Here is an 18,463-nt window from a genome sequence, read left to right as displayed (position 1 = left end):
TTTACCCTCTGATCGCTAGTCGGGGGGTGACGATGACCTTCCTCGCCCCCCTCGACCACGGCATTGCTGCCGAGCATCTGACCATCGGTCAGGATGCGACGCTGACCGCGATCGTCGATCGGTTTTGCGCCCATCACGACCTGCGGCTGCTGGCCGTGCTCGACGGGGCGCGGCGACCGGTCGGGGTGCTGCGCGAGGCCGATGTCCGCGAACTGCTGTTCAATCCGTTCGGCCATGCGCTGCTCGGCAACCCCAGCTTCAGCAGCGGCACGGCGCGTCTGATCCGCCGCGCGACGATTGCCGATGCCGATACGCTGGTGCCCGACCTGATCGCGCTGCACAGCGACGACGGGGTCGTGCTGGTGCGGGACGACAGGTTTGCCGGATTGCTGGATGCCGCGCGGCTGCTGCGCATGGCGGCCCGCTGGCACGGCGATGCCTCGATCGAGGCGCGCAGCCGGGCCGATCGGGTCCGCCGTGCCGCCCATGCGTTCGAAACCGGGATCACCGCGCTGTCGGGCGATATCATGACGGCCTGCGCGGCGATCGGGAATGTCGCCACCGACCTCGATCGGCGCGCGGCGGCCACCCGGGGTGGGGCGATGTCGGTCGCGGCGGCGGCGCATCAGACCGCGCTCGGCATGGTCGATATCGAACAGCGCGGGCGGGCGCTTGCCGCCTCCTTCGAACGCATCGCCCGCGATACCGATCGGGCCGACCGGCTGCGCGACGACGCCGGCCGGGCGGTCGACCGCAATCGCGGCCATGTCCAGTCGCTCTCCGACGTCGCGACCACGATCGAAGCGATGCTCGACCTGATCGGCGGTTTGGCCAAACGGACCAATTTGCTGGCACTCAACGCCGGGATCGAAGCGGCGCGGGCCGGTGAGGCGGGGCGGGGCTTTGCCGTGGTCGCGGGCGAGGTGAAGTCGCTGGCACGGCAGACCGATGCCGCAGCGGGCGATATCGGGCGCCGAGTCGATGCCGTCCGGGCGCTGCTGAACGATGTCGCCGGCGGGCAACGCGCGGTCCAGTCGGCCATCGCCGCGATCGGCGCGATCACCACGACCATTGCCACCGCCGTCGTCGCCGAACGCGATACGACGCAGGCGATCGCCAACCGGGTCGAGGAAGCGCGCGGGGCCGGTGCGGATATCGACGCGCGAGCCAGCGGCATCGCGACGGCGGCGGACGGGATCGGCGATCAGGCGGGGATACTGACCCGCCTCGTGTCTGGGCTGGGTGCGCTCAGCGAACAGTTGCAGGGGCGGGCAGGGGAACTGGTCGCGGCGGTGGCGTAGGGAAGCCCCAGCCTTCACCTCCACTCCCCTCGGCCCCAAGCCTTCCGTTCGGTTCGAGCAGCTTCGAGCCTGCCGAGAAGCGACCGTCGAGAACGGGTTGCCCCAAACGCACGGGTTTTCGGCAGAGGCTTCTGGACTGCGCTCGAAGCTGCTCGAACCAAACGGATTGCGAGAAAACTTACGCCTCAACCCGCCTCATGAAACTGCAGATTCGCCAACCGCGCATACAGCCCGCCCTGCGCGATCAGCTCGCCATGCCGCCCGGTCTCGACGATCCGGCCATGGTCCATGACGATGATCCGCGACGCTGCGCGCACCGTCGCCAGCCGGTGCGCGATCACCAATGTCGTGCGATCGGCCATCAACCGGTCGAGCGCATCCTGCACCAGCCGCTCACTTTCGGCATCCAGCGCCGAGGTCGCTTCGTCGAGCAGCAGGATCGGCGCATCGCGCAGCAGCGCGCGGGCAATCGCCACCCGCTGCCGCTGCCCGCCCGACAGGCGCGCGCCGCCTTCGCCAAGGAACGTGTCCAGCCCGTCGGGCAGGGCGCGCAGGAACGCGCTGGCATTGGCGGCTTCGGCCGCCGCCCAAAGCTGTTCGTCGCTCGCGTCCCAGCGGCCATAGCGCAGATTGTCGCGCGCCGAGGAAGCGAAGATCACCGTTTCCTGCGGCACCATCGCGATCCGCGCCCGCACCGCTTCCGGGTCAGCCTGACGGACGTCGACGCCGTCGACCGCCACCGCGCCCGATGCGGGATCGTAGAAGCGCTGGATCAACTGGAACAGCGTCGATTTGCCCGCCCCGGACGGTCCGACCACCGCCACCGTCTCGCCGGGCGTGACGTCCAGCGTGAAGTCGGCCAGCGCCGCCACGTCGGGCCGCGTCGGATAATGGAAGGTGACGCCCTCGAACGATAGCGCGCCACGCGCCGGTTCGGGCAGCGCCACCGGATGTGCCGGCGCGGCGATCACCGGGCGCTGGGCGAGCAATTCGGCCAGCCGCCCGGCCGCACCGCTGGCGCGGATCAGGTCGCCATAGACTTCGGTCAACGCGCCGAACGATCCGGTGACCAAGGCTGCGGTCAGGACGAAGGCGGTGATCGCGCCGCCGGTCGTCCGCCCGGCCGCCACGTCGCTGACCGCGTCCCACATGATCAGCGTGATCGCGGCAAACAACATGCCGATGACGAACGCGGTCATGACCGCGCGCGTCGCGAAGCGTTTCTTGGCGGTCTCGAACCCGCGATCGACGGCGGCTTCGAACCGGTCGCCCTCGCGGCGCTCCTGTCCGAACGCCTGCACGATCTTCATCGCGCCCAGCGTTTCCGATGCGACCGATCCGATATCGGCGATGCGGTCCTGGCTCGACCGTGACAATTTGCGCACCCGCCCGCCCAGCCACATGATCGGCAGCACGATCACCGGTATCCCGACGATCAGGTACAATGTCAGCTTGGGTTGCAGCGTGAACAGGTACAGCACCCCGCCGACCCCGACCAGCAGGTTGCGCAGCGCAACCGATACCGTCGTGCTGACGATCCCTTCGACGATCGCGGTATCGGCGGTCAGCCGCGATGCGATTTCGGACGGGCGGTTTTCCTCGAAATAGCCGGGCGACAGGGTCAGCAGGTTGCGATGCACCGCCAGTCGCAGGTCGGCGACGGTCCGCTCGCCCAGCCACGACACGAAATAGAAGCGCCCGGCGGTCGCCACCGCCAGGATGACGACCACGCCCAGCAACCCTTCGAAATAGGTGCCGATCCGATCGGGATTGGCGCCGATGGCGAACCCGTTGTCGACGACCTCTTGAAAGGTCCGGGGGATCCACAGCGTCGCGATGGCGGCGGTAATCAGCGACACGAGCGCACCGACCAGTTGCAGTTTATACTGGATGGTAAATTGCCAGACGAGCCGGAGCGCCGGCAGCATCTTCGAACGGTCGGGGGCGGGGGCCGGATCTGCCATGGCGCGCGGCTTAGCGGTTGTGCGAACCGACCGCAAAGGGAACCTCCGGGCCGTTTCGTTGCTTTCACGTATCGAAGGATGCGGTGCTCCGTATCGGCCATGCGCTTCAGCGCAGGGTAAGTTATGGCGTACAACGTTCGCAGCGTTGCCGATGGCAACGAATCGCTATATTTTTGCTGATACGGGTGTTCCCCGTCAGATCAGGTTCGGGGTGCCCCATGTTGTACGACGCTTATGAATGGCAACGCTCGTTGCTCGCCGGTGCCAGCGCGATGGCGAATTTCAACGCCGGCCTGCTTCAGAACCCCAGCAACCCCTTCGCCTATTTCGGCGGCGGTCCGGTGCTGGGATCGGCGCTGGCGGTGTTCGCCCATGCCGCCGCCCCGCGCGGCAAGCCTGCGTTCGGTCTGGCCAGCACGACCGTCGATGGCAAGCCGGTGGCGGTGCGTGAGGAAATCGTGCTGCGTCGTCCGTTCGGTCAGCTCAAGCGCTTCGTTCGTGAAGGCGTGGAAGGCGGGCCGAAGCTGCTGATCGTCGCGCCGATGAGCGGCCATTATGCGACGCTGTTGCGCGGTACGGTCGAACGGATGCTGCCCAGCGCCGATGTCTATATTACCGACTGGCGCGATGCGAAGCTGGTGCCGATGGCGGCGGGACGCTTCGACCTCGACGACTATATCGATTACGTGACCGCCTTCCTTGAAAAGATCGGCGAAACCGGCGACGCCCGCGCCCATGTGCTGGCGGTCTGCCAGCCTTCGGTCCCGGTCTATGCCGCGACCGCGCTGATGGGTGCGGATCAGCATCCCAACCGTCCGCGCACGCTGACCATGATGGGCGGTCCGATCGATACGCGCGAAGCGCCGACTGCGGTCAATACGCTCGCAACCGAACGCCCGCATGCGTGGTTCGAACAGAATGTCATCGCGACCGTGCCGATGACCTATCCGGGTGCCGGCCGCCGCGTCTATCCGGGCTTCCTGCAACTTGCCGGTTTCATGAGCATGAACCTCGGCAGCCACATGATTTCCCACTGGGAAATGTTCAAGCATCTGGTGCAGGGCGATGGCGAAGGCGCCGGTACGACCCAGCGCTTCTACGAGGAATATCGCGCAGTCTGCGACATGACCGCCGAATTCTATCTCCAGACGATCGATATCGTATTCCAGACCCATGCCCTGCCCGAAGGGACGATGCGCCATCGCGGCCGTCCGGTCGATCCGGGTGCGATTACCGACACCGCGCTGCTGGCGATCGAGGGCGAGCGCGACGACATTTCGGGGCTGGGGCAGACCCGCGCGTCGCTGACGCTGGCGACCGGGCTGTCGGAGGAATTGAAGCAGTATCACATGGCGCCGGAAGTCGGCCATTACGGCATCTTCAACGGGTCGAAGTGGCGCAACCGCATCGCACCAGTGCTGGAGGAATGGATCGCGCGTCACGACGGCTGATAGGACGGGTTTGGTATTAAACCGGGCGGGGGCGCGAACCCCCGCCCTTTTTCTTGTCAGACGTCGACCTTGGCGTGGCTGCCGGCTTCGTCACTGCCCTTGATCGTCTGGCCGGTGAACATCTTCAGCTTGCCGAGCAACGACTGGTCGGTTTCCCAGATTTCCGCACTGTCGAGATCGAAGCGCAGCATCAGCAGCGACGGGTCTTGCCGGCCCTGTTCGTACCAGGCTTCGACCTGCTTCGACCAATATTTGTCTATGACGGCGGGATCGCTTTCCTCGGTCAGCGTGCCGGCGATGCAGGCGAACAGGTCGTGACCCTTGGCGACGAACTGCACCATCGCCGGGCCGCCTTCGGCCGCGCGGTTGTCGCGCTTGGTATAGAACCAGAATTCGCTGTGCGCGTCTTCGTCCAGCACCGCATACATCGGTTCGGAATGCTGGTGCTTGCCGGTCAGCCCCAGCATCACATAGGGGCTGGCCGCCATCGCCTTCCACATGGCTTCGCGGATTTCGGCGGGGCTCTTGTCGGACATCGGCTTTCCTTCTTGGCTATGCCCCGTCTCAACGACCCAGACCGCACAGGTTTCCCGCACAAACCCGGTTGCATGACAACGACAATCCCCCTAGTGCCCCTCCACCGCGCCCGTCGCGGTCGCTGGGGCGTCGCCAAGCGGTAAGGCACCGGTTTTTGGTACCGGCATTCGTAGGTTCGAATCCTGCCGCCCCAGCCAGTTTGCTATCTAAGTTATTGTTTTAGCGGCAGAAAATTGGTCTCAGCCACTGGATTGGGCCGGTGGGTGTGACGGCTCCATGTGGAGATGCCGTGCCTGCAATTCAAAATGTCGAGCGCAGAGGCGCCGTCTATTACTGGCGCCGTACCGTCCGTTTTCAGGTTGGTAAGCCTTTCACCCTACGCCTAAGCCTCCGAACTACCGCCCAGGCGGTGGCGCGCAGCATGGGGTGCGCGATGACCGCGAAGAGCGAGACTTTGAAAATGACCTTGGGCCAGGACGGCGGAGCCGCAAGCCTGACAACGACCCAAAAGGCCGGGATCTTCCGTAGGGCGATGGAGGAGATGCGCGACCATCTCGAGTTGGTCCACGTCGGATTCCAGCGTACTGATCCGAACGCCACCTTTTTGATCGAGGGCCTCGTCGGCATCTACGAAGCAATGCTCCGGGATTTCGTCGTGAATGGCGTCCCAACGAACGTCGGTAGTCGCGAGCATGTCGAGGCGCGATTTCCAAGCCTGACGGACGACCAGAAGGAGACACTGATCGACTTCTTTGCCGATCGACCAGACTGGCGTGACCGGTCCCTCGACAAGGCCGCGTGTGACCTTCGCGCGTCAGGCGTATGCGAAACCGCCGACAATCTCGACATTGCCCGGAAGGTCAATCTCGAAGGACGGCTCGCCGCCGCTCTCGAATATCGGCGGCGACTGGTCGATCCCGCAACGATGTGGACTGGCATGATCGACGATCGCGCCGCGTCTGGGCCGATGCCCTTCGCTGCGGTTGCCGCTGTACCCGCGGCCGTTGCTACCACGGCGCCGCCGCCGGAGTCCCAGGTCGCCGAGCCATGGGCATCGATGACGCCGACCCAAGCGGCGGAACGCTTCATCGCCGACAATCCCAAGATCGTTGGTGACGCGAGGCGGAAGGCGCGCTGGACCGCGAAGACCCGGACGCAATTCCTGTCAGCGGCGCGCCTGCTTGAAAAGAGCTATGGTGCCCGCCCGATACGGCTCGTCGTGCGGAAGGATGTGGCGCGGCTTAACGAGCATTTCTCTCGTTTACCCGTTAGCCACCACAAATCGCGGCGCCACGATGCGATGTCGCTCGAGGAAATTTGCCGCGAGGCCGAGGCGGAGATCAAAACTGGTGCTCGCGACCCAGAGACGATCGGACTCCAATCGACCAGCACGAACCGCCATTTCCTTTTCCTGAAAGAGTTGATGGCATGGGTCGGCAAGCAGGTCGACGGCGTTACAGCCATCGACTGGTCGGACTTCCTGTACGAAGATGATCGCGACGCACGCGAACAGCGGGACGCGTATACCGAGGAGGAAGGGCGGCAATTGTTTCGTCTGCCGATCTGGACCGGTTCGCGATCGCTTGGGCGTCGGCTCGAACAAGGAACCGAGATCTGGCACGATGCAGGTTTCTGGGTGCTGCCCATTGCATGGTACACTGGCTGTCGGCGCGAGGAAATCTGTCAGCTGACGCTCGACGACATTGGTCAGGAGGATGGGGTCTGGTTCTTCACGATCACTGACGAGAACGGCGGGCACGTCAAGAACAGGGCGGCGGTTCGGTTGGTGCCATTCGCCGACGAACTGATGCGGCTCGGGCTGCCGGACTACGTCAAGGCGCTACGTGCCGCGGGCGAAACAATGCTGTTCCCTGAGCTTCGGACCGCGTCGGGCAAGCGCAGCTATGGCGACGTCTACTACAAGAACTGGTGGACGAAGATCGCAAGGAAACTCGACTTCATCGAGCCGGGGCAGGCAATTCACTCGTTCCGGCACATGGTTACGACGGAACTGAAGTATCGAGAGGTCTTCCTTGAAACCCGTGCCGACCTCGTCGGCCATACCATGAGCGGAGAAACCGCCGGTCGCTATTCTAAGGCGGCCCGGCTGACCCGGTTGAAGGAGGCAGTAGACCAGATCCCCAAGGTCACCGACCGACTTCAGCCCCTGCCTACGCATCTTCTACCCGCCTCCAGCCGACAACCTCGTCCGGCCCGTTTGAAGGCCAGTAGATGATTTTGCGTGGTTGGCGGGTAACGGATAGTATGCGTAGAAATGGCCATCTCTGGGACATATCTGCCGTTGCCCTGTGGCTTGTCGAACGGCTGGTCTGACCAGCAACGGACACTCGGCATCTGCCTTCATGATCTGGCCCCTCTCAACCTCAGCGGGCAAGTCCCGGTATTACTCTCGTTGAAATTTATCGACATCGACAGCTGATCGGTGCGGTGAACCAAGGAAGAAGCTATAAATGGCGGACTATGTCCGATTATGATTTCAGCCAGCTCAGTCCGCATGATTTCGAGCTTATGTGCCGCGACCTTCTCCAGGCCGAGTGGGGGCTGACGCTCGAATCGTTCAAAACCGGCAAGGACGGCGGAACCGACTTTCGATACGCGCGCGCCGGCAAACAGATCATCGTCCAGTGCAAGCGCTTCGTGGAAACCGGATTTGACGGCCTGATGCGGGAATTGCGCAAGGAAGCCGACAAGGTCCGCAAGCTCAAGCCCGGCCGCTACATCCTCATGACGGCGACCCCGCTATCCGACGCCAACAAGACCCGGATCGTCGAAGTGATCGGCGCCGAGTTCCTCGACAAGAGCGACATCTTCGGCTGCGCCGACCTCAACAACCTGCTCGGCAAGCACCCTGAAATCGAGCGGTCTCACTACAAGCTCTGGCTCGCGAGCACGAACGTCCTCGAGACGGTGCTGCATAACGACATCGTCACCCAGAGCGAATTTCAGGTCGAGAAGATCCATGGCGAGATCAAGCGCTATGTGCAGGGCAACGCCTATCCGCGGGCCTTGGCGGCGCTCAAGGCCGACCATGTCGTGATCCTGTCCGGCCTGCCCGGCGTGGGCAAAACGACCCTCGCCAACATGCTGCTCTATGAGCACTTGGCCAACGGATTCGAGCCCGTCGTCCTCCGGCAAGATTTCGCCGAGGGCAAAGCCATGTTCCGCAAGGGCAAGCCCCAGGTCTTCTATTTCGACGACTTCATGGGCACCACTTTCCTCGGCGACAAAGGATCGAGCGATCAGCAGCGCGAATTCAGGGCGATCCTGGAGTTCATCGAAATGGTGAGCGCGTCGAAGGACAAGCGGCTGATCCTGACTACCCGCGAGCAGATGCTCCAGCAGGCGTGGGGGGCATCCGAACAGATCCGCAATGCCGACCTGATCGACCGCAAGGTGGTCATTCATATGGGTGACTATAATCTGCGGCAGCGCGCGGAAATTCTTTATAACCACGTCTTCTTCAGCGACCTGCCCGCAGACTATCGCGACGAGCTGCTGAAGGGGGAATTCTATTTCAAGATCGTCAAGCACGACAAATTCAATCCGCGCCTCATCGAGTGGCTGTCGACCTATCGGCGGCTCAAGGCGGTTCTGGTGGACGGCTATCAGGCATTCGTCACCCGGCTGCTGCACGATCCGTCCGAAATCTGGCGGCACGCCTACGAAAGGCAGATCAGCGACGCGGGCCGCAGCCTTCTGCTCACCATGTTCAGCTTTGGCGGCAAAGCCGGCGATACCTTGCTCAGGGAGGGCTTTGCTGCGCTCCACGCGCACCGTGCGCAGAAATACGGGCTGCCGCGGCGCCCCGACGACTATACGACCGCGCGTGCCGAACTGCATGGCGCCTTCGTCCGCCCGACCGGGGTGGAAACAGTCGAATTCATCAATCCGTCGGTGCAGGACTGGCTGAACCGGGTGGTGCGAACCGAGCCAGACAATGCCATCGACCTGATCGTCGGGTCTGTCAGGTTCACCCAGATCGCGCAGGTGTGGAGCTTCGTCCAATCGGCGGTGGGCGGCGCGACCCGCGACACCCTTCGCAGCGACGTGGCCCTAGTCGCACCGCAGATCAGCGCGCTGGCGACAGCGCAGCGCGCGATCCCGCACGAAAAGGGCGTCGCCTATATCGCACCGTCCTATGAGGAGCGGCTGGCGACGATGATCCGCATGGCCGATGCACTGCGCGCTCCGGCGCTGCTGCCGGTGATCGATGGCATCATCGCCAGGATCAAGGAAGAGCGCAGCGAAACGCTGTGCAAAATCGACGACACGATCTCAGCCGTGAAGGCTTTCGAATCTGCCGGCTGGGAAGAGCTGCAGCGCTTTGACCCCTTTTTCGACGATTGTGCGGGTGAGTTGGTCGCGAGCGCCGAACATAGCTGCGGGTCGGGCGAGCTGCGCGCGCTGCTGGAGCAATATGAGGATGCGCAAACACCGGACCATCCGTTCAAGGAGTCGCTCAAGAAGGCGTTCGAAGGATTTCTGGGCAGCTACCTTTCCGACGAGATCCGAAACTGCCAGTCGGAGCAGGACTTCGACGGTCTGATCGACCATCTCGAATATTTTGGTCGAACGTTCGCGTTCGACGTCGACAATCAGATCGCGTCGGTCAACGAGGCGCGCGACGAATATGTCGATTACGAAGAGCAGCGCGCTGATCAGCAGATGGACGAGTATAAGGAACATAGGCGCGAGGAACGTGCCAATGAGGACGGCATCCGCGAGATGTTCGGCTCTCTCCGCTTGGAGCGCTGAAGCCGGGCTATTCCTCCATCCGATAGCGGATACGGACCTTGGGGATTTCGGCGATAACGCGCTTTTTGCGCTGGTCGCCGCCCAGATCCTGCCACATGCGCTCGCGCTTGCGGGCGGATGCGAGCGACAAGTCCATCAGGTGCGCCACCGCCATCGCTGACTTGCCCATGTCGAAAAGTTGGTAGCACGTCTCGACGCCGCGCGGAGTCAGCCGGCCCCGGTCATAGCGGTTGTCCGGCCAACCCGGATCGAACAGGCCGGTGAGTGGCGATCCGGCCACGCTTAGCTCGTCATTAAGGGTGGCGATTGCGTCGCGACGCTGGCGGACTAGCTTGCATATGCGGCGATTGAGCGCCTTGATGTCCGCTGACAGCGCGCGCTCGGTTGCATCGAAGAACAGCGACCGCATCGAGATTTCGCCTACATAATGCTTCGCGATCATGCGATCGGACAGCAGGCGGCGAGCCACGCGCAACTGATCGAGCGCCTCATAGTCATGGCTTTGGCGATCGGGCATAAGGGTAAGCCAGTCGAGGATGAACGGATCGGTCGAGAGGTCGGCAGTTACCTGATCAAGATGGTGGGCGATGCTGTTCCGCTTCTCGATCAGAGCGACCATGTTGCGTCGCTCGTCGGCGGTGAGAACGCCGTCCTGAACAAGATGGGCGAAGGCCCGCTTGAGCTTCGTTCCCTCCTTCACGACTTCTGCCGGCGTGGCGGCGTCATCACCCGCGATGGCAGCGCGCAAGTACGCCTGCGCCGCCACCCCGTTGATGACATCACGCTTCAACTCTTCGGCATGGTAGATGATCAGTATCATCTGAAGCGCACGATGACGAATGAGGCAACGTTCAAGCTCTGGGAGCGCGCCGCGCAGCGGATCGGTGTAGCGCCGCTTGCGCCCCTCATGAATTTCGGCCGCTGGACCGATGTCGTTCCTCACGGCTTGGGTACTGGCACGGCATAATCGAGGTCGTGCCCCACATCGTCGTCGAGCTGGGCGCAGAGATGTTCGGCCGCTTCGGGTGAAGCGCTGGCGCAGAGATGTTCGGCCGCTTCGGGTGAAGCGCTGAAGGCATCGACATCGAATTCGAAGCGCTTGAGGTCAGGACCAAGGCCAGGATCGGCCTTACCCGCGGCTTCCAGTTCGGCATTTACCGCGTCGAACAGCCGCTGGTAGCGATCCGCGATCTCTTTCAGGCGGGTTTCGAGCAAGGTCGCCAGCCGCGCCGAAAACGCCACTTTGTGCGCCGCGCGCGTGGTGTAGGCGCCGATCCGGGTCTTGCGGTGGTCTCCGTCCAGATAGAGGCTGAGCACGACCGCTTCCTTTACCAGCGGGCCATCGAACAGAGCCTCGCCTCGGCCGAAATGCGCGATGACCTTGTTGCGCATGTCCATCGCCTCTTCATGTGTTGCGCGCTGATCGGGGTCGAGCTTGGCTTCGCCGAGCAGCTTCGGCCGATCGCCCTGGGTCTCGGTAGCGCGCGCGTAAAGAACGACGGCCTGGGTGAACAGCGCCCCCGTCCGCACGGTTTCATCGTGCCGGGAGTTTTCGCTCGGCTCGGAGAAGCTGCGATCTTGAATGTCGACGATCTGCCGCAAAGCGTCGAGCGCGGTTCGCAAATCCTCGCGGATTGAGCCAGCAGCAGCCGCGCGATCAATCGCCTTGACGAGCGCGGCATGGCGTCCGGAATCGCGCAAATGTCGCGCTAGGCTGGTTAGATCGATACGGCCGACAACGCGCATATGGGTACTCGTGAATTTACCTCCCAAACTTGTTCTTGATGTGTGACGTAGGCGATCAAAAGTCCATGTTCTGAAAGTTCTCCCAACGGCGCGACCAAGCCTCGATAAAGGTGTCGACTCCCTCCGGCCCTTCGGCAATGGCCTCGGCATATTCGGCAGAGTGCGCAGCGTCAAAATTGGGGTCGATGCCCCAGCGAACGAACTGGTGCGGGCTGGCGAGCGCGCCAGTGCTGAGAAGCGCATCAAGCGCGTCGAATGTCTCGCAGACCTCCGCATGGCCATCGGCACCGACGGGAATTACCGAAAAGCGGATGCTATCGCCGAAGCGCGTAAAGTTGGCGGGAATCATGCCGATCCGTGGGAGGTGAAAATGGATGGACCCCTTGTCGTTTTCGACGCCGCCATGGGAGAGCGGGTTGCGGATGCGCTCCTTAATGCGGCGCATACGGCCTATGATCGCGGCCGCCTCGGTCGAATAGGGTAGCCCAAGAACGTCTTTGAGCTTGTCGCCCCAGCGCATCCTAAGAAGCTCTAGCACCTCGCCCGGTTCGAATGGGCGCCCGGTGAAAGCGCGCAGCAGAACAAGGCGATGCTCGAGGCAGCTGAAATAGGCGTCGATCATCGCAGTGGAGTGGAAGAAGGCCTCGCGCTGCATCGTCGCCATGCGGTTCATCCGTTGGGTGATGTCGGGGCTAATGATCCCCGAACGCGCGATGACATTTCCTTGTGCATCGACGGTGTCGTCGGGCGGCTCGAGCTTGAGGCCGTGCGCGGCATCGGCAAGCTGACGGTGAAACCGGTAGCGATCTTCAAATTCCGAAAAGTGGTTGGCGATGACGACTTCACCGGCTTCGACCTGTGCTTCGGCAAAGTCGGACAGATAGGATTCGACCTCCCACAGCGCAGCACGCAACTGCCCTTCAACACGCGCCTTCAGATCAGCCCGATCCTTGGGGAAAAAAACGGTGAAACCGAACTTTTGAAGCGCAAACGCGACCCGTTGACCGTCGATCGTGCCGCGCACCGTCCAAAGGACTTTTTCGCCTTGGCCGTGCCATTGCCACCCCATCCCTTCGCGCAACGCGAAGAGAACGAGCTCCGGCACGGGAAAAAGCGCTCGATCGGGACGGTAGGACCGCACGTGGGTCTGCTCGGCTTCAGCCGATATTTCAGCGCTGAAGCCCTTGAGTCTAGCCGCAAGCGCTAGACGGAACGCGGCAAACCGGGCGTCTCCCTCACCTGAATTATGTTCCGTCTTATCCACATGACTTCCCCGATTCGATGAGGAACAGATTGCCATGATCATATAGATCCGCAAGATTGATCGACACCATGAAGATCGTCGATCGCGTGCAGAATGCATAGAAAGAAGTCACCTACAGCGAACTGAAATGTAGTGCCAGAAACAATGGGAATGTTATCTTGATTTTGCGGATCCCATACTAGTCGAATTACTTCGCGCGGCGGCGCTGCGATCGTTCCATTCCAACGGCAATTATCGCTCGATGCTGACGCTCGAATAGGCGCAATGCTGAAGGTGTGGTTCTGTCGACTTGTATGTCCGCTTCTGGCAGGATGCGACGTAGATCGGTTCATGCTTGTACGACCGAGTCTGGTCGAGAGCCGCTATCGCGGAAAACGGTGGGAATCGGACACTCGCGCGATCGCAAAATCCGGGTCCGCTAGGGTAAAAAGCGAACCCGTGTTGGACAGATCATGCAGGAAAATGAATTCCGCATAATTTGTTGCCGTCTGGGTCGCGAAAATAGGCAAGTTCGACTGTTCCCAGCGATGCCGTATTGCGCGGGCCGGGCGGGGCTTCGATCGAGGTGCCGCCGTTGGCGACCGCGGTATCATGAAGCTGCTTCACTTGTTCAGGCGAGTTGCACGAAAAGGCGACGGTGCTGCCGTTGGCGACGCTTGCCGGTTCGTCGTTAATCGGCTGGCTGACGATGAAGTTGGTTCCGTTGCCATTATTATAGATCAGCCGCGTATGGCCGCTGTCGGCGATGTTCCGCGCCCCTTCGCCTGCCCCCAAAGTGGCGAGCACCGTGTCGTAGAAGCACTTCGACCGTTCAATGTCGTTCGATCCGACCATGGTGTGAAAAAGCATCCGGGCTCTCCTTGGGGCTGATCGACTTCCGATCGCCACTAGCCTTTTAACCTAACCGGCCCATAGGACGCGGTCACCCCCGGGTCGTCGAATGTCCACAATTGGTCGGCATAGGCCCCCGAGCAATACCAGACCGTCATACCCGCAAGCGTTCTTCCGATGGCCGATCTGGCCATTGGAGAACGATCATGGAGATGCCTGAAACCGAGCGCACCGTCACAAAGCGGCAAGTCTGGAATGCCGGAAGAACCGTCGGTGCGAAGCGTGCCCTCAAACCGAAGCAGATTTGGGAAATTCGGTTCTATCTCAATCAGCGTCGACGCCTGCGAGATCGGGCGCTGTTCGATCTGGCGATCGACAGCAAACTCCGAGGCTGCGACTTGGTGCAGATGAGGATCGGCGATCTTGTCAGCAGCGGGCAAGTCCGAACGCGAGCGATTGTCATTCAGCAGAAAACAGGCCGACCGGTTCAGTTCGAGCTACTTCCAGATGCTCGCGCCAGCCTGCTGGCTTGGCTGGAGCGGCGGGGCGGCACGGTGGACGACTACGTCTTCCCCAGTCGAGTCGATCGTGATGGGCATCTCAGCACTCGCCAGTACGCCAGGCTTGTCGATGAATGGGTGACAGGGGTCGGTCTGATGCGAAGTGAATACGGTACGCACTCGCTCCGCCGAACGAAGGCATCAATCATCTACAGGGCAACCGGCAATCTGCGAGCTGTGCAGATCCTGCTCGGCCATAGCAAGATCGAGAACACGGTCCGCTATCTCGGCATCGATGTGGAAGACGCACTTGCCCTCGCCGAGACCACCGAGATTTGACCTGTCGGCTCCTCGCTCGGGCGAGGGGCCGCCCTTACGGCGCATGGGACAAAACAGCCAAATACGGGGCCTCGCCGAACGGCGGGTTCAACTGTGAGCTGCCGTCCGCCGCTGTCCCGAAAACGATGGTATTTCGGGATTATGGAAGTAGATCGGTTAGCCGGTTCCACCTGAGACATCAGGAGCCACTTTGGGGTCCGGGTCCTGCGCCTTGCCGGTCGCGGGTGCCACCTTCTGGCTCGGCATAGCGGTGAGATAAGCAACGATCGCATCGACGTCCTTCTCGGCCACTGGCGCCTTATACACCTCACGCATCTTGGTGACGGTCGCCTTCCACTGATCCGCCGATAGCGCAGGCTGGGTCAGCGCCATGCTGGCTGAGTGGCACGAGGTGCAATTGGCATTGATGACGTCGGCGTGCGGACCGTCGGGGTAGGTCGCGTCGTCGGCCGGCAGGTCGACGCTGGTCGAGGCAAGCGAGAAGCCGCGGGCTGACACGCTGGCGGCCGGTGCCGGCTCAGACATCTCGGAGATCGGAACGGGCGCCTTGCGGCTGCTCGGCGCGCCGATCGAGACGAGGATGATGCCGGTCAGGCCGATCAGGCCAGCAGCCATCATGCCGGGAGACGGAGTCTTCATGATTTGCTCGCTCCTCAGGCCGCGATGATGGTGGTGGTTTCAATGTTGCCGCGCATGAACCCGCCGGGATTCCAGATCGGCTTCATCGGCTGAGCGACACCGTTGGTGTTCCAGCAGCGCACCATGATGGGGTTAGGCCCGCGTCTCAGCGGCACCCGCCCGTCCCAGCGCCGGAAGCTGTACCTGCCCTCGTCCGCTCCGAGCGTCGTCCTGTACCAGGTGCGGCCACCGTCCGACGACACATCGACCTTGGCGACGCCGCAATCGCCGCCCATTGCGATGCCGCCGACCGGGATCGACGCTTCATAGGCGATCGCCTGACCATCGGGCAGGCTGGTCATCCAGCTACGCGGGATCATGCGATTGATCGGTACGGTCGGGAAGTCCTTGGCACCGGGCGCGACATTCGCGCCGGGTGTCGCGGGGATCTTGTAGGCCTTGGCCATCCAATACTGGTCGTCAGGGCCGGGCAGTACCTCGATCGCGTTCAGCATCTTGACCCAATAGGTCGAGTACCAGCCCGGCACGATCAGCCGGCAGGGAAAGCCGTTGAGGAGCGGCAGTTGCTCGCCGTTCATGCCGAAGGCGATCATGACCTCGCCGTCGCGGGCATGGTCGATGTCGAGTGCCTTCTCGAAGTCAGGAGCGCCCGCCACGACCGGCTGATCGAGAGCGCCGAAGCGCACCTGCACCGCGCCTGCCTTGACCCCGGCGAGGTCGAGCACGTCGCGCAGGCGAACGCCGAGCCACTTGGCGTTGCCCATCGCGCCATTGCCCCATTGCGCGCCGGCGACGCGCGGCTGGAACAGCCCGCGGCTGTTGCCCGAGCACTGGTTCACCGCCGCCATCTCGACCCGTGGAAGGCGCAGCAGCTGAGCGAGGCTGATCGACAGCGGCCGATTGACGTGGCCGAAGACGTTGAGGCGGAAACTTTCGACGTCGATCGAGGTCGGTATGTCGGCCCAGTGCCAGCGGACGAAGAACTGGTCGTTGGGCGTGAACACCGACTTGTCGAAGACCTCCATCGGCGTCTCCAGCAAGGGTGGATGGACGCGCTGGAGGATCATGCTGCCCTTGCCGGGAAAGGCGCTGGTCATCGGCCGCTCGGCATTGCCGCCGGGCAGCTTCAGGTCGACGAGCTGCTGCGCCAGTGCCGGCGCGGCGGCAAGGCCGGCGGTGCCGAGCGCGGCATGGCTGAGGAAGCGGCGACGGCTGGTCTCACTCGCCAGCCCGGCGTCGAAATTGTCCATGACAAGGCTCTCCTGTGGCCAGTCACGCTGGCGGATCGAAGGGGCATTCTGCAAGTGATCGGACCGACTGATCCGATCATCATGGCGGATCAGTTCGGGGTGGCGATGCAGGGCGAGATGAACAGGTTGCCCCGCCATGCACCGGCTAGCGTCTTGGCACCGACCAGCAGCCACATCGCCGCGAGCGCAACCGTCAGCACCGTGCCGACGATACCGAAAAACATAAGGTTCAGCGTCGTGCCGAGGCGGAAGGTGGCGACGGTGTAGACGCCGAGCGGGAAGGTGTAGCCCCACCAGCCGAGGTTGAACGGCACGCCCGCGCGCCAGTAGCGGATGGTGATAAGCGTCGCGAGCGCCAGCCACCACAGGCCGAAACCCCAAAGGCAGAGCCCGGCGACAACGCCGATCCCCTGCGCGACGGTGCCGACGCCGGCTAGCCCGTGCGCGGTGAGGATCGCCGGCGCATCCGCGCCGAGCACCAGCATGCCCAGAGCACCCGTGCCGATCGGCCCCAGCGCCAGCCAGGAAGATGCCGCCATGCTTTCATGCGGCAACTTGTGGAGTGCCATGCGCAGGATGAGGATGGCGAGGATGCCAAACGCGACCGGCACCGAATAGGCCCACAGCACATAGGAGGTCGCGAGCGTCACTATCTGCGCGTGGGGATCGGTTAGATGCGGCGCGAGCAGCCCGCCGCTGGCGCCCGCCACTTCGGCAGCGACGACCGGCAGCAGCCATACGGCGGTCATGCCGTCCAGGCTGTGCTCGTGGCGGGTAAACATCAGGTAGGGGATCAGCACGCCGCAGGCGAGCGACATGGCGACGTCGATCCACCACAGGATATGCGCGACCGGCACGATGCCATTTCCGAACCGCGCGATGCCGAAGGCGAGACAGCCGTTGATGATCGTCGCCAGCCCCATCGGAATGGTCCCGATGAACATCGACACGGTGTTGTGCCCGAAGATGCGCCGCGCCTCGTGCCCGAACATCACCCAGCGCGCGCCATAGAGGCCGGCGAACAGCGCGAAGAGCGCGATATTGAAGAACCACAACACCTCGCCGACAGGTTTAAGCGAAGGCCCGATGCCGGGCACCTGCGGCAGCGCGAGGGCAAGGATGCCCGTGCCCATCGTCGCGGCGAACCAGTTGGGCGTGAACTGGCGGATCATCTCGCGGGGGTGATCGAGCCGGCTGAGCGGCTTGAGGCCGCTGAGAACGGAGTGCGTGTCGGCAGTCATGCGACCTGCTCCTTGATGAGATCCGTCAGCGCGTCGGCCGCGCGGGTGCGATAGCGTTCCTTGTGGCGCAGCGCGTGAAAGGCGCGGTCGGGCAGCCCGAGCGGCAGCTCGACGAGATCGCCAGCCTTGAGCGCGCGCGCGACGACCAATCGCGACAAGACGGCAACGCCGGCACCGGCCTCAACGGCGGTGCGCACCGCCTCGTTGGACGGCAGCGTCATCGCTATCGTCAGCTGGGCCGGATCAAACCCGCGCGTTCGCAGCACGTCCTCGAAAGTCGAGCGCGTACCCGATCCCTGCTCACGGACGATCCAGCGTGCAGCGCGCAGCCAGGCCTCGTCGATGCGTTCGGCTTCCTCGCGGCCGACCAGCACCATTGGGTCATGCCCGACATTCCAGTGGGCAAGCGCCGGTTCGTCCACCTCGCCCTCGACAAAGCCGAGTTCCGCCGCGCCGCTCAACACCTGCGCTGCCGCGCCTTCGGTGTTGTCGATCGCCAGCTCGACCGCGATCTGTGGGTGGCGTTCGTGGAAGGCGGCGAGCTTTGCCGGCAACCAATAGCTCGCGATCGTCTGGCTGGCGACGATCCGCAACGAACCACGCGCGAGCCCGGCATAGTCCGCG

At 63.1% G+C, this 18,463-nt stretch carries 15 protein-coding genes and 1 tRNA gene; 6 read left to right on the top strand and 10 right to left on the bottom strand.

Going from position 1 to position 18,463, the window contains the following annotated elements; translation table 11 throughout:
- Positions 1–32 precede the first annotated feature (32 nt).
- Positions 33–1,301 carry a methyl-accepting chemotaxis protein gene (locus tag ASE59_RS08060; RefSeq protein ID WP_056454778.1) on the top strand — a complete coding sequence of 423 codons (1,269 nt, stop codon included), beginning with the start codon at positions 33–35 and terminating at the stop codon, positions 1,299–1,301.
- Positions 1,302–1,486: 185 nt separating this feature from the next.
- Here the strand turns inward: ASE59_RS08060 and ASE59_RS08055 are convergent, their stop codons facing one another.
- Positions 1,487–3,265, bottom strand: coding sequence for an ABC transporter transmembrane domain-containing protein (locus ASE59_RS08055; protein WP_056454776.1), 1,779 nt, complete (start codon positions 3,263–3,265; stop codon positions 1,487–1,489).
- Positions 3,266–3,483: 218 nt separating this feature from the next.
- On the opposite strand from ASE59_RS08055, the gene ASE59_RS08050 reads away from it, so the two are divergent.
- Positions 3,484–4,716, top strand: a complete 1,233-nt coding sequence (locus tag ASE59_RS08050) for a polyhydroxyalkanoate depolymerase (RefSeq protein ID WP_056454773.1) — start codon at positions 3,484–3,486, stop codon at positions 4,714–4,716.
- Between the two features lie 56 nt (positions 4,717–4,772).
- Here the strand turns inward: ASE59_RS08050 and ASE59_RS08045 are convergent, their stop codons facing one another.
- On the bottom strand, positions 4,773–5,252 hold the full coding sequence (locus ASE59_RS08045) for a pyridoxamine 5'-phosphate oxidase family protein (protein WP_056454770.1): 480 nt from the start codon (positions 5,250–5,252) through the stop codon (positions 4,773–4,775).
- 123 nt (positions 5,253–5,375) lie between these two features.
- On the opposite strand from ASE59_RS08045, the gene ASE59_RS08040 reads away from it, so the two are divergent.
- From ASE59_RS08040 to ASE59_RS08030, 3 genes are all read left to right on the top strand, one after another.
- Positions 5,376–5,450 (top strand) — tRNA-Gln (locus ASE59_RS08040).
- 236 nt (positions 5,451–5,686) lie between these two features.
- Positions 5,687–7,489: a site-specific integrase gene (locus tag ASE59_RS08035; RefSeq protein ID WP_162235281.1), complete on the top strand. Its 1,803-nt coding sequence runs from the start codon at positions 5,687–5,689 to the stop codon at positions 7,487–7,489.
- 245 nt (positions 7,490–7,734) lie between these two features.
- Entirely contained in the window at positions 7,735–10,029 is a 2,295-nt protein-coding gene (locus tag ASE59_RS08030) for an ATP-binding protein (RefSeq protein ID WP_056454764.1), read from the top strand.
- Positions 10,030–10,036: 7 nt separating this feature from the next.
- Here ASE59_RS08030 and ASE59_RS08025 read toward each other — a convergent pair whose 3' ends face one another.
- The 4 genes from ASE59_RS08025 to ASE59_RS08010 all read right to left on the bottom strand — a co-directional run bounded on the left by ASE59_RS08025 (position 10,037) and on the right by ASE59_RS08010 (position 13,888).
- Complete coding sequence (locus tag ASE59_RS08025; protein ID WP_200913186.1) at positions 10,037–10,972, bottom strand: hypothetical protein; 936 nt, start codon at positions 10,970–10,972, stop codon at positions 10,037–10,039.
- On the bottom strand, positions 10,969–11,775 hold the full coding sequence (locus ASE59_RS08020) for a hypothetical protein (RefSeq protein ID WP_056454760.1): 807 nt from the start codon (positions 11,773–11,775) through the stop codon (positions 10,969–10,971). The genes ASE59_RS08025 and ASE59_RS08020 overlap by 4 nt, the downstream gene beginning before the upstream one ends.
- Before the next feature lie 55 nt (positions 11,776–11,830).
- The gene (locus ASE59_RS08015) at positions 11,831–13,039 is read right to left on the bottom strand and encodes a hypothetical protein (RefSeq protein WP_156359952.1); all 1,209 of its coding nucleotides are present in this window, start codon (positions 13,037–13,039) and stop codon (positions 11,831–11,833) included.
- Between the two features lie 450 nt (positions 13,040–13,489).
- Positions 13,490–13,888, bottom strand: coding sequence for a VOC family protein (locus tag ASE59_RS08010; protein WP_056454755.1), 399 nt, complete (start codon positions 13,886–13,888; stop codon positions 13,490–13,492).
- A gap of 188 nt (positions 13,889–14,076) precedes the next feature.
- Between ASE59_RS08010 and ASE59_RS08005 the strand changes: the two genes are divergently transcribed.
- On the top strand, positions 14,077–14,709 hold the full coding sequence (locus tag ASE59_RS08005; RefSeq protein ID WP_056454752.1) for a tyrosine-type recombinase/integrase: 633 nt from the start codon (positions 14,077–14,079) through the stop codon (positions 14,707–14,709).
- A gap of 156 nt (positions 14,710–14,865) precedes the next feature.
- On the opposite strand, the gene ASE59_RS08000 is transcribed toward ASE59_RS08005, so the two are convergent.
- The 4 genes from ASE59_RS08000 to ASE59_RS07985 all read right to left on the bottom strand — a co-directional run.
- A complete protein-coding gene (locus tag ASE59_RS08000; protein WP_007406258.1) occupies positions 14,866–15,348 on the bottom strand; it encodes a c-type cytochrome in 483 nt (160 codons plus the stop codon).
- Positions 15,349–15,362: 14 nt separating this feature from the next.
- Positions 15,363–16,598: a molybdopterin-dependent oxidoreductase gene (locus ASE59_RS07995; protein WP_007406293.1), complete on the bottom strand. Its 1,236-nt coding sequence runs from the start codon at positions 16,596–16,598 to the stop codon at positions 15,363–15,365.
- A gap of 89 nt (positions 16,599–16,687) precedes the next feature.
- Positions 16,688–17,839, bottom strand: a complete 1,152-nt coding sequence (locus ASE59_RS07990) for a TDT family transporter (protein ID WP_056454748.1) — start codon at positions 17,837–17,839, stop codon at positions 16,688–16,690.
- On the bottom strand, positions 17,836–18,463 hold a 628-nt coding region (locus ASE59_RS07985; protein ID WP_235515685.1), incomplete at its 5' end, for a LysR substrate-binding domain-containing protein. The genes ASE59_RS07990 and ASE59_RS07985, both read right to left, overlap by 4 nt.

This window comes from Sphingomonas sp. Leaf10, from assembly GCF_001421245.1.
In the GTDB taxonomy this organism is placed as follows: Bacteria; Pseudomonadota; Alphaproteobacteria; order Sphingomonadales; family Sphingomonadaceae; genus Sphingomonas.
This window is presented reverse-complemented; position numbering and strand designations above follow the sequence as displayed.

Excerpts from the sequence above, each read along its gene's own strand:
- ASE59_RS08020 (WP_056454760.1), bottom strand. The coding sequence starts at position 11,775 with ATGCGCGTTGTCGGCCGTATCGATCTAACCAGCCTAGCGCGACATTTG.
- ASE59_RS08045 (WP_056454770.1), bottom strand. The coding sequence starts at position 5,252 with ATGTCCGACAAGAGCCCCGCCGAAATCCGCGAAGCCATGTGGAAGGCG.
- ASE59_RS07995 (WP_007406293.1), bottom strand. The coding sequence starts at position 16,598 with ATGGACAATTTCGACGCCGGGCTGGCGAGTGAGACCAGCCGTCGCCGC.
- ASE59_RS08035 (WP_162235281.1), top strand. The coding sequence starts at position 5,687 with ATGACCGCGAAGAGCGAGACTTTGAAAATGACCTTGGGCCAGGACGGC.
- ASE59_RS08010 (WP_056454755.1), bottom strand. The coding sequence starts at position 13,888 with ATGCTTTTTCACACCATGGTCGGATCGAACGACATTGAACGGTCGAAG.
- ASE59_RS08005 (WP_056454752.1), top strand. The coding sequence starts at position 14,077 with ATGGAGATGCCTGAAACCGAGCGCACCGTCACAAAGCGGCAAGTCTGG.
- ASE59_RS07990 (WP_056454748.1), bottom strand. The coding sequence starts at position 17,839 with ATGACTGCCGACACGCACTCCGTTCTCAGCGGCCTCAAGCCGCTCAGC.
- ASE59_RS08030 (WP_056454764.1), top strand. The coding sequence starts at position 7,735 with ATGTCCGATTATGATTTCAGCCAGCTCAGTCCGCATGATTTCGAGCTT.
- ASE59_RS08000 (WP_007406258.1), bottom strand. The coding sequence starts at position 15,348 with ATGAAGACTCCGTCTCCCGGCATGATGGCTGCTGGCCTGATCGGCCTG.
- ASE59_RS08060 (WP_056454778.1), top strand. The coding sequence starts at position 33 with ATGACCTTCCTCGCCCCCCTCGACCACGGCATTGCTGCCGAGCATCTG.
- ASE59_RS08050 (WP_056454773.1), top strand. The coding sequence starts at position 3,484 with ATGTTGTACGACGCTTATGAATGGCAACGCTCGTTGCTCGCCGGTGCC.
- ASE59_RS08055 (WP_056454776.1), bottom strand. The coding sequence starts at position 3,265 with ATGGCAGATCCGGCCCCCGCCCCCGACCGTTCGAAGATGCTGCCGGCG.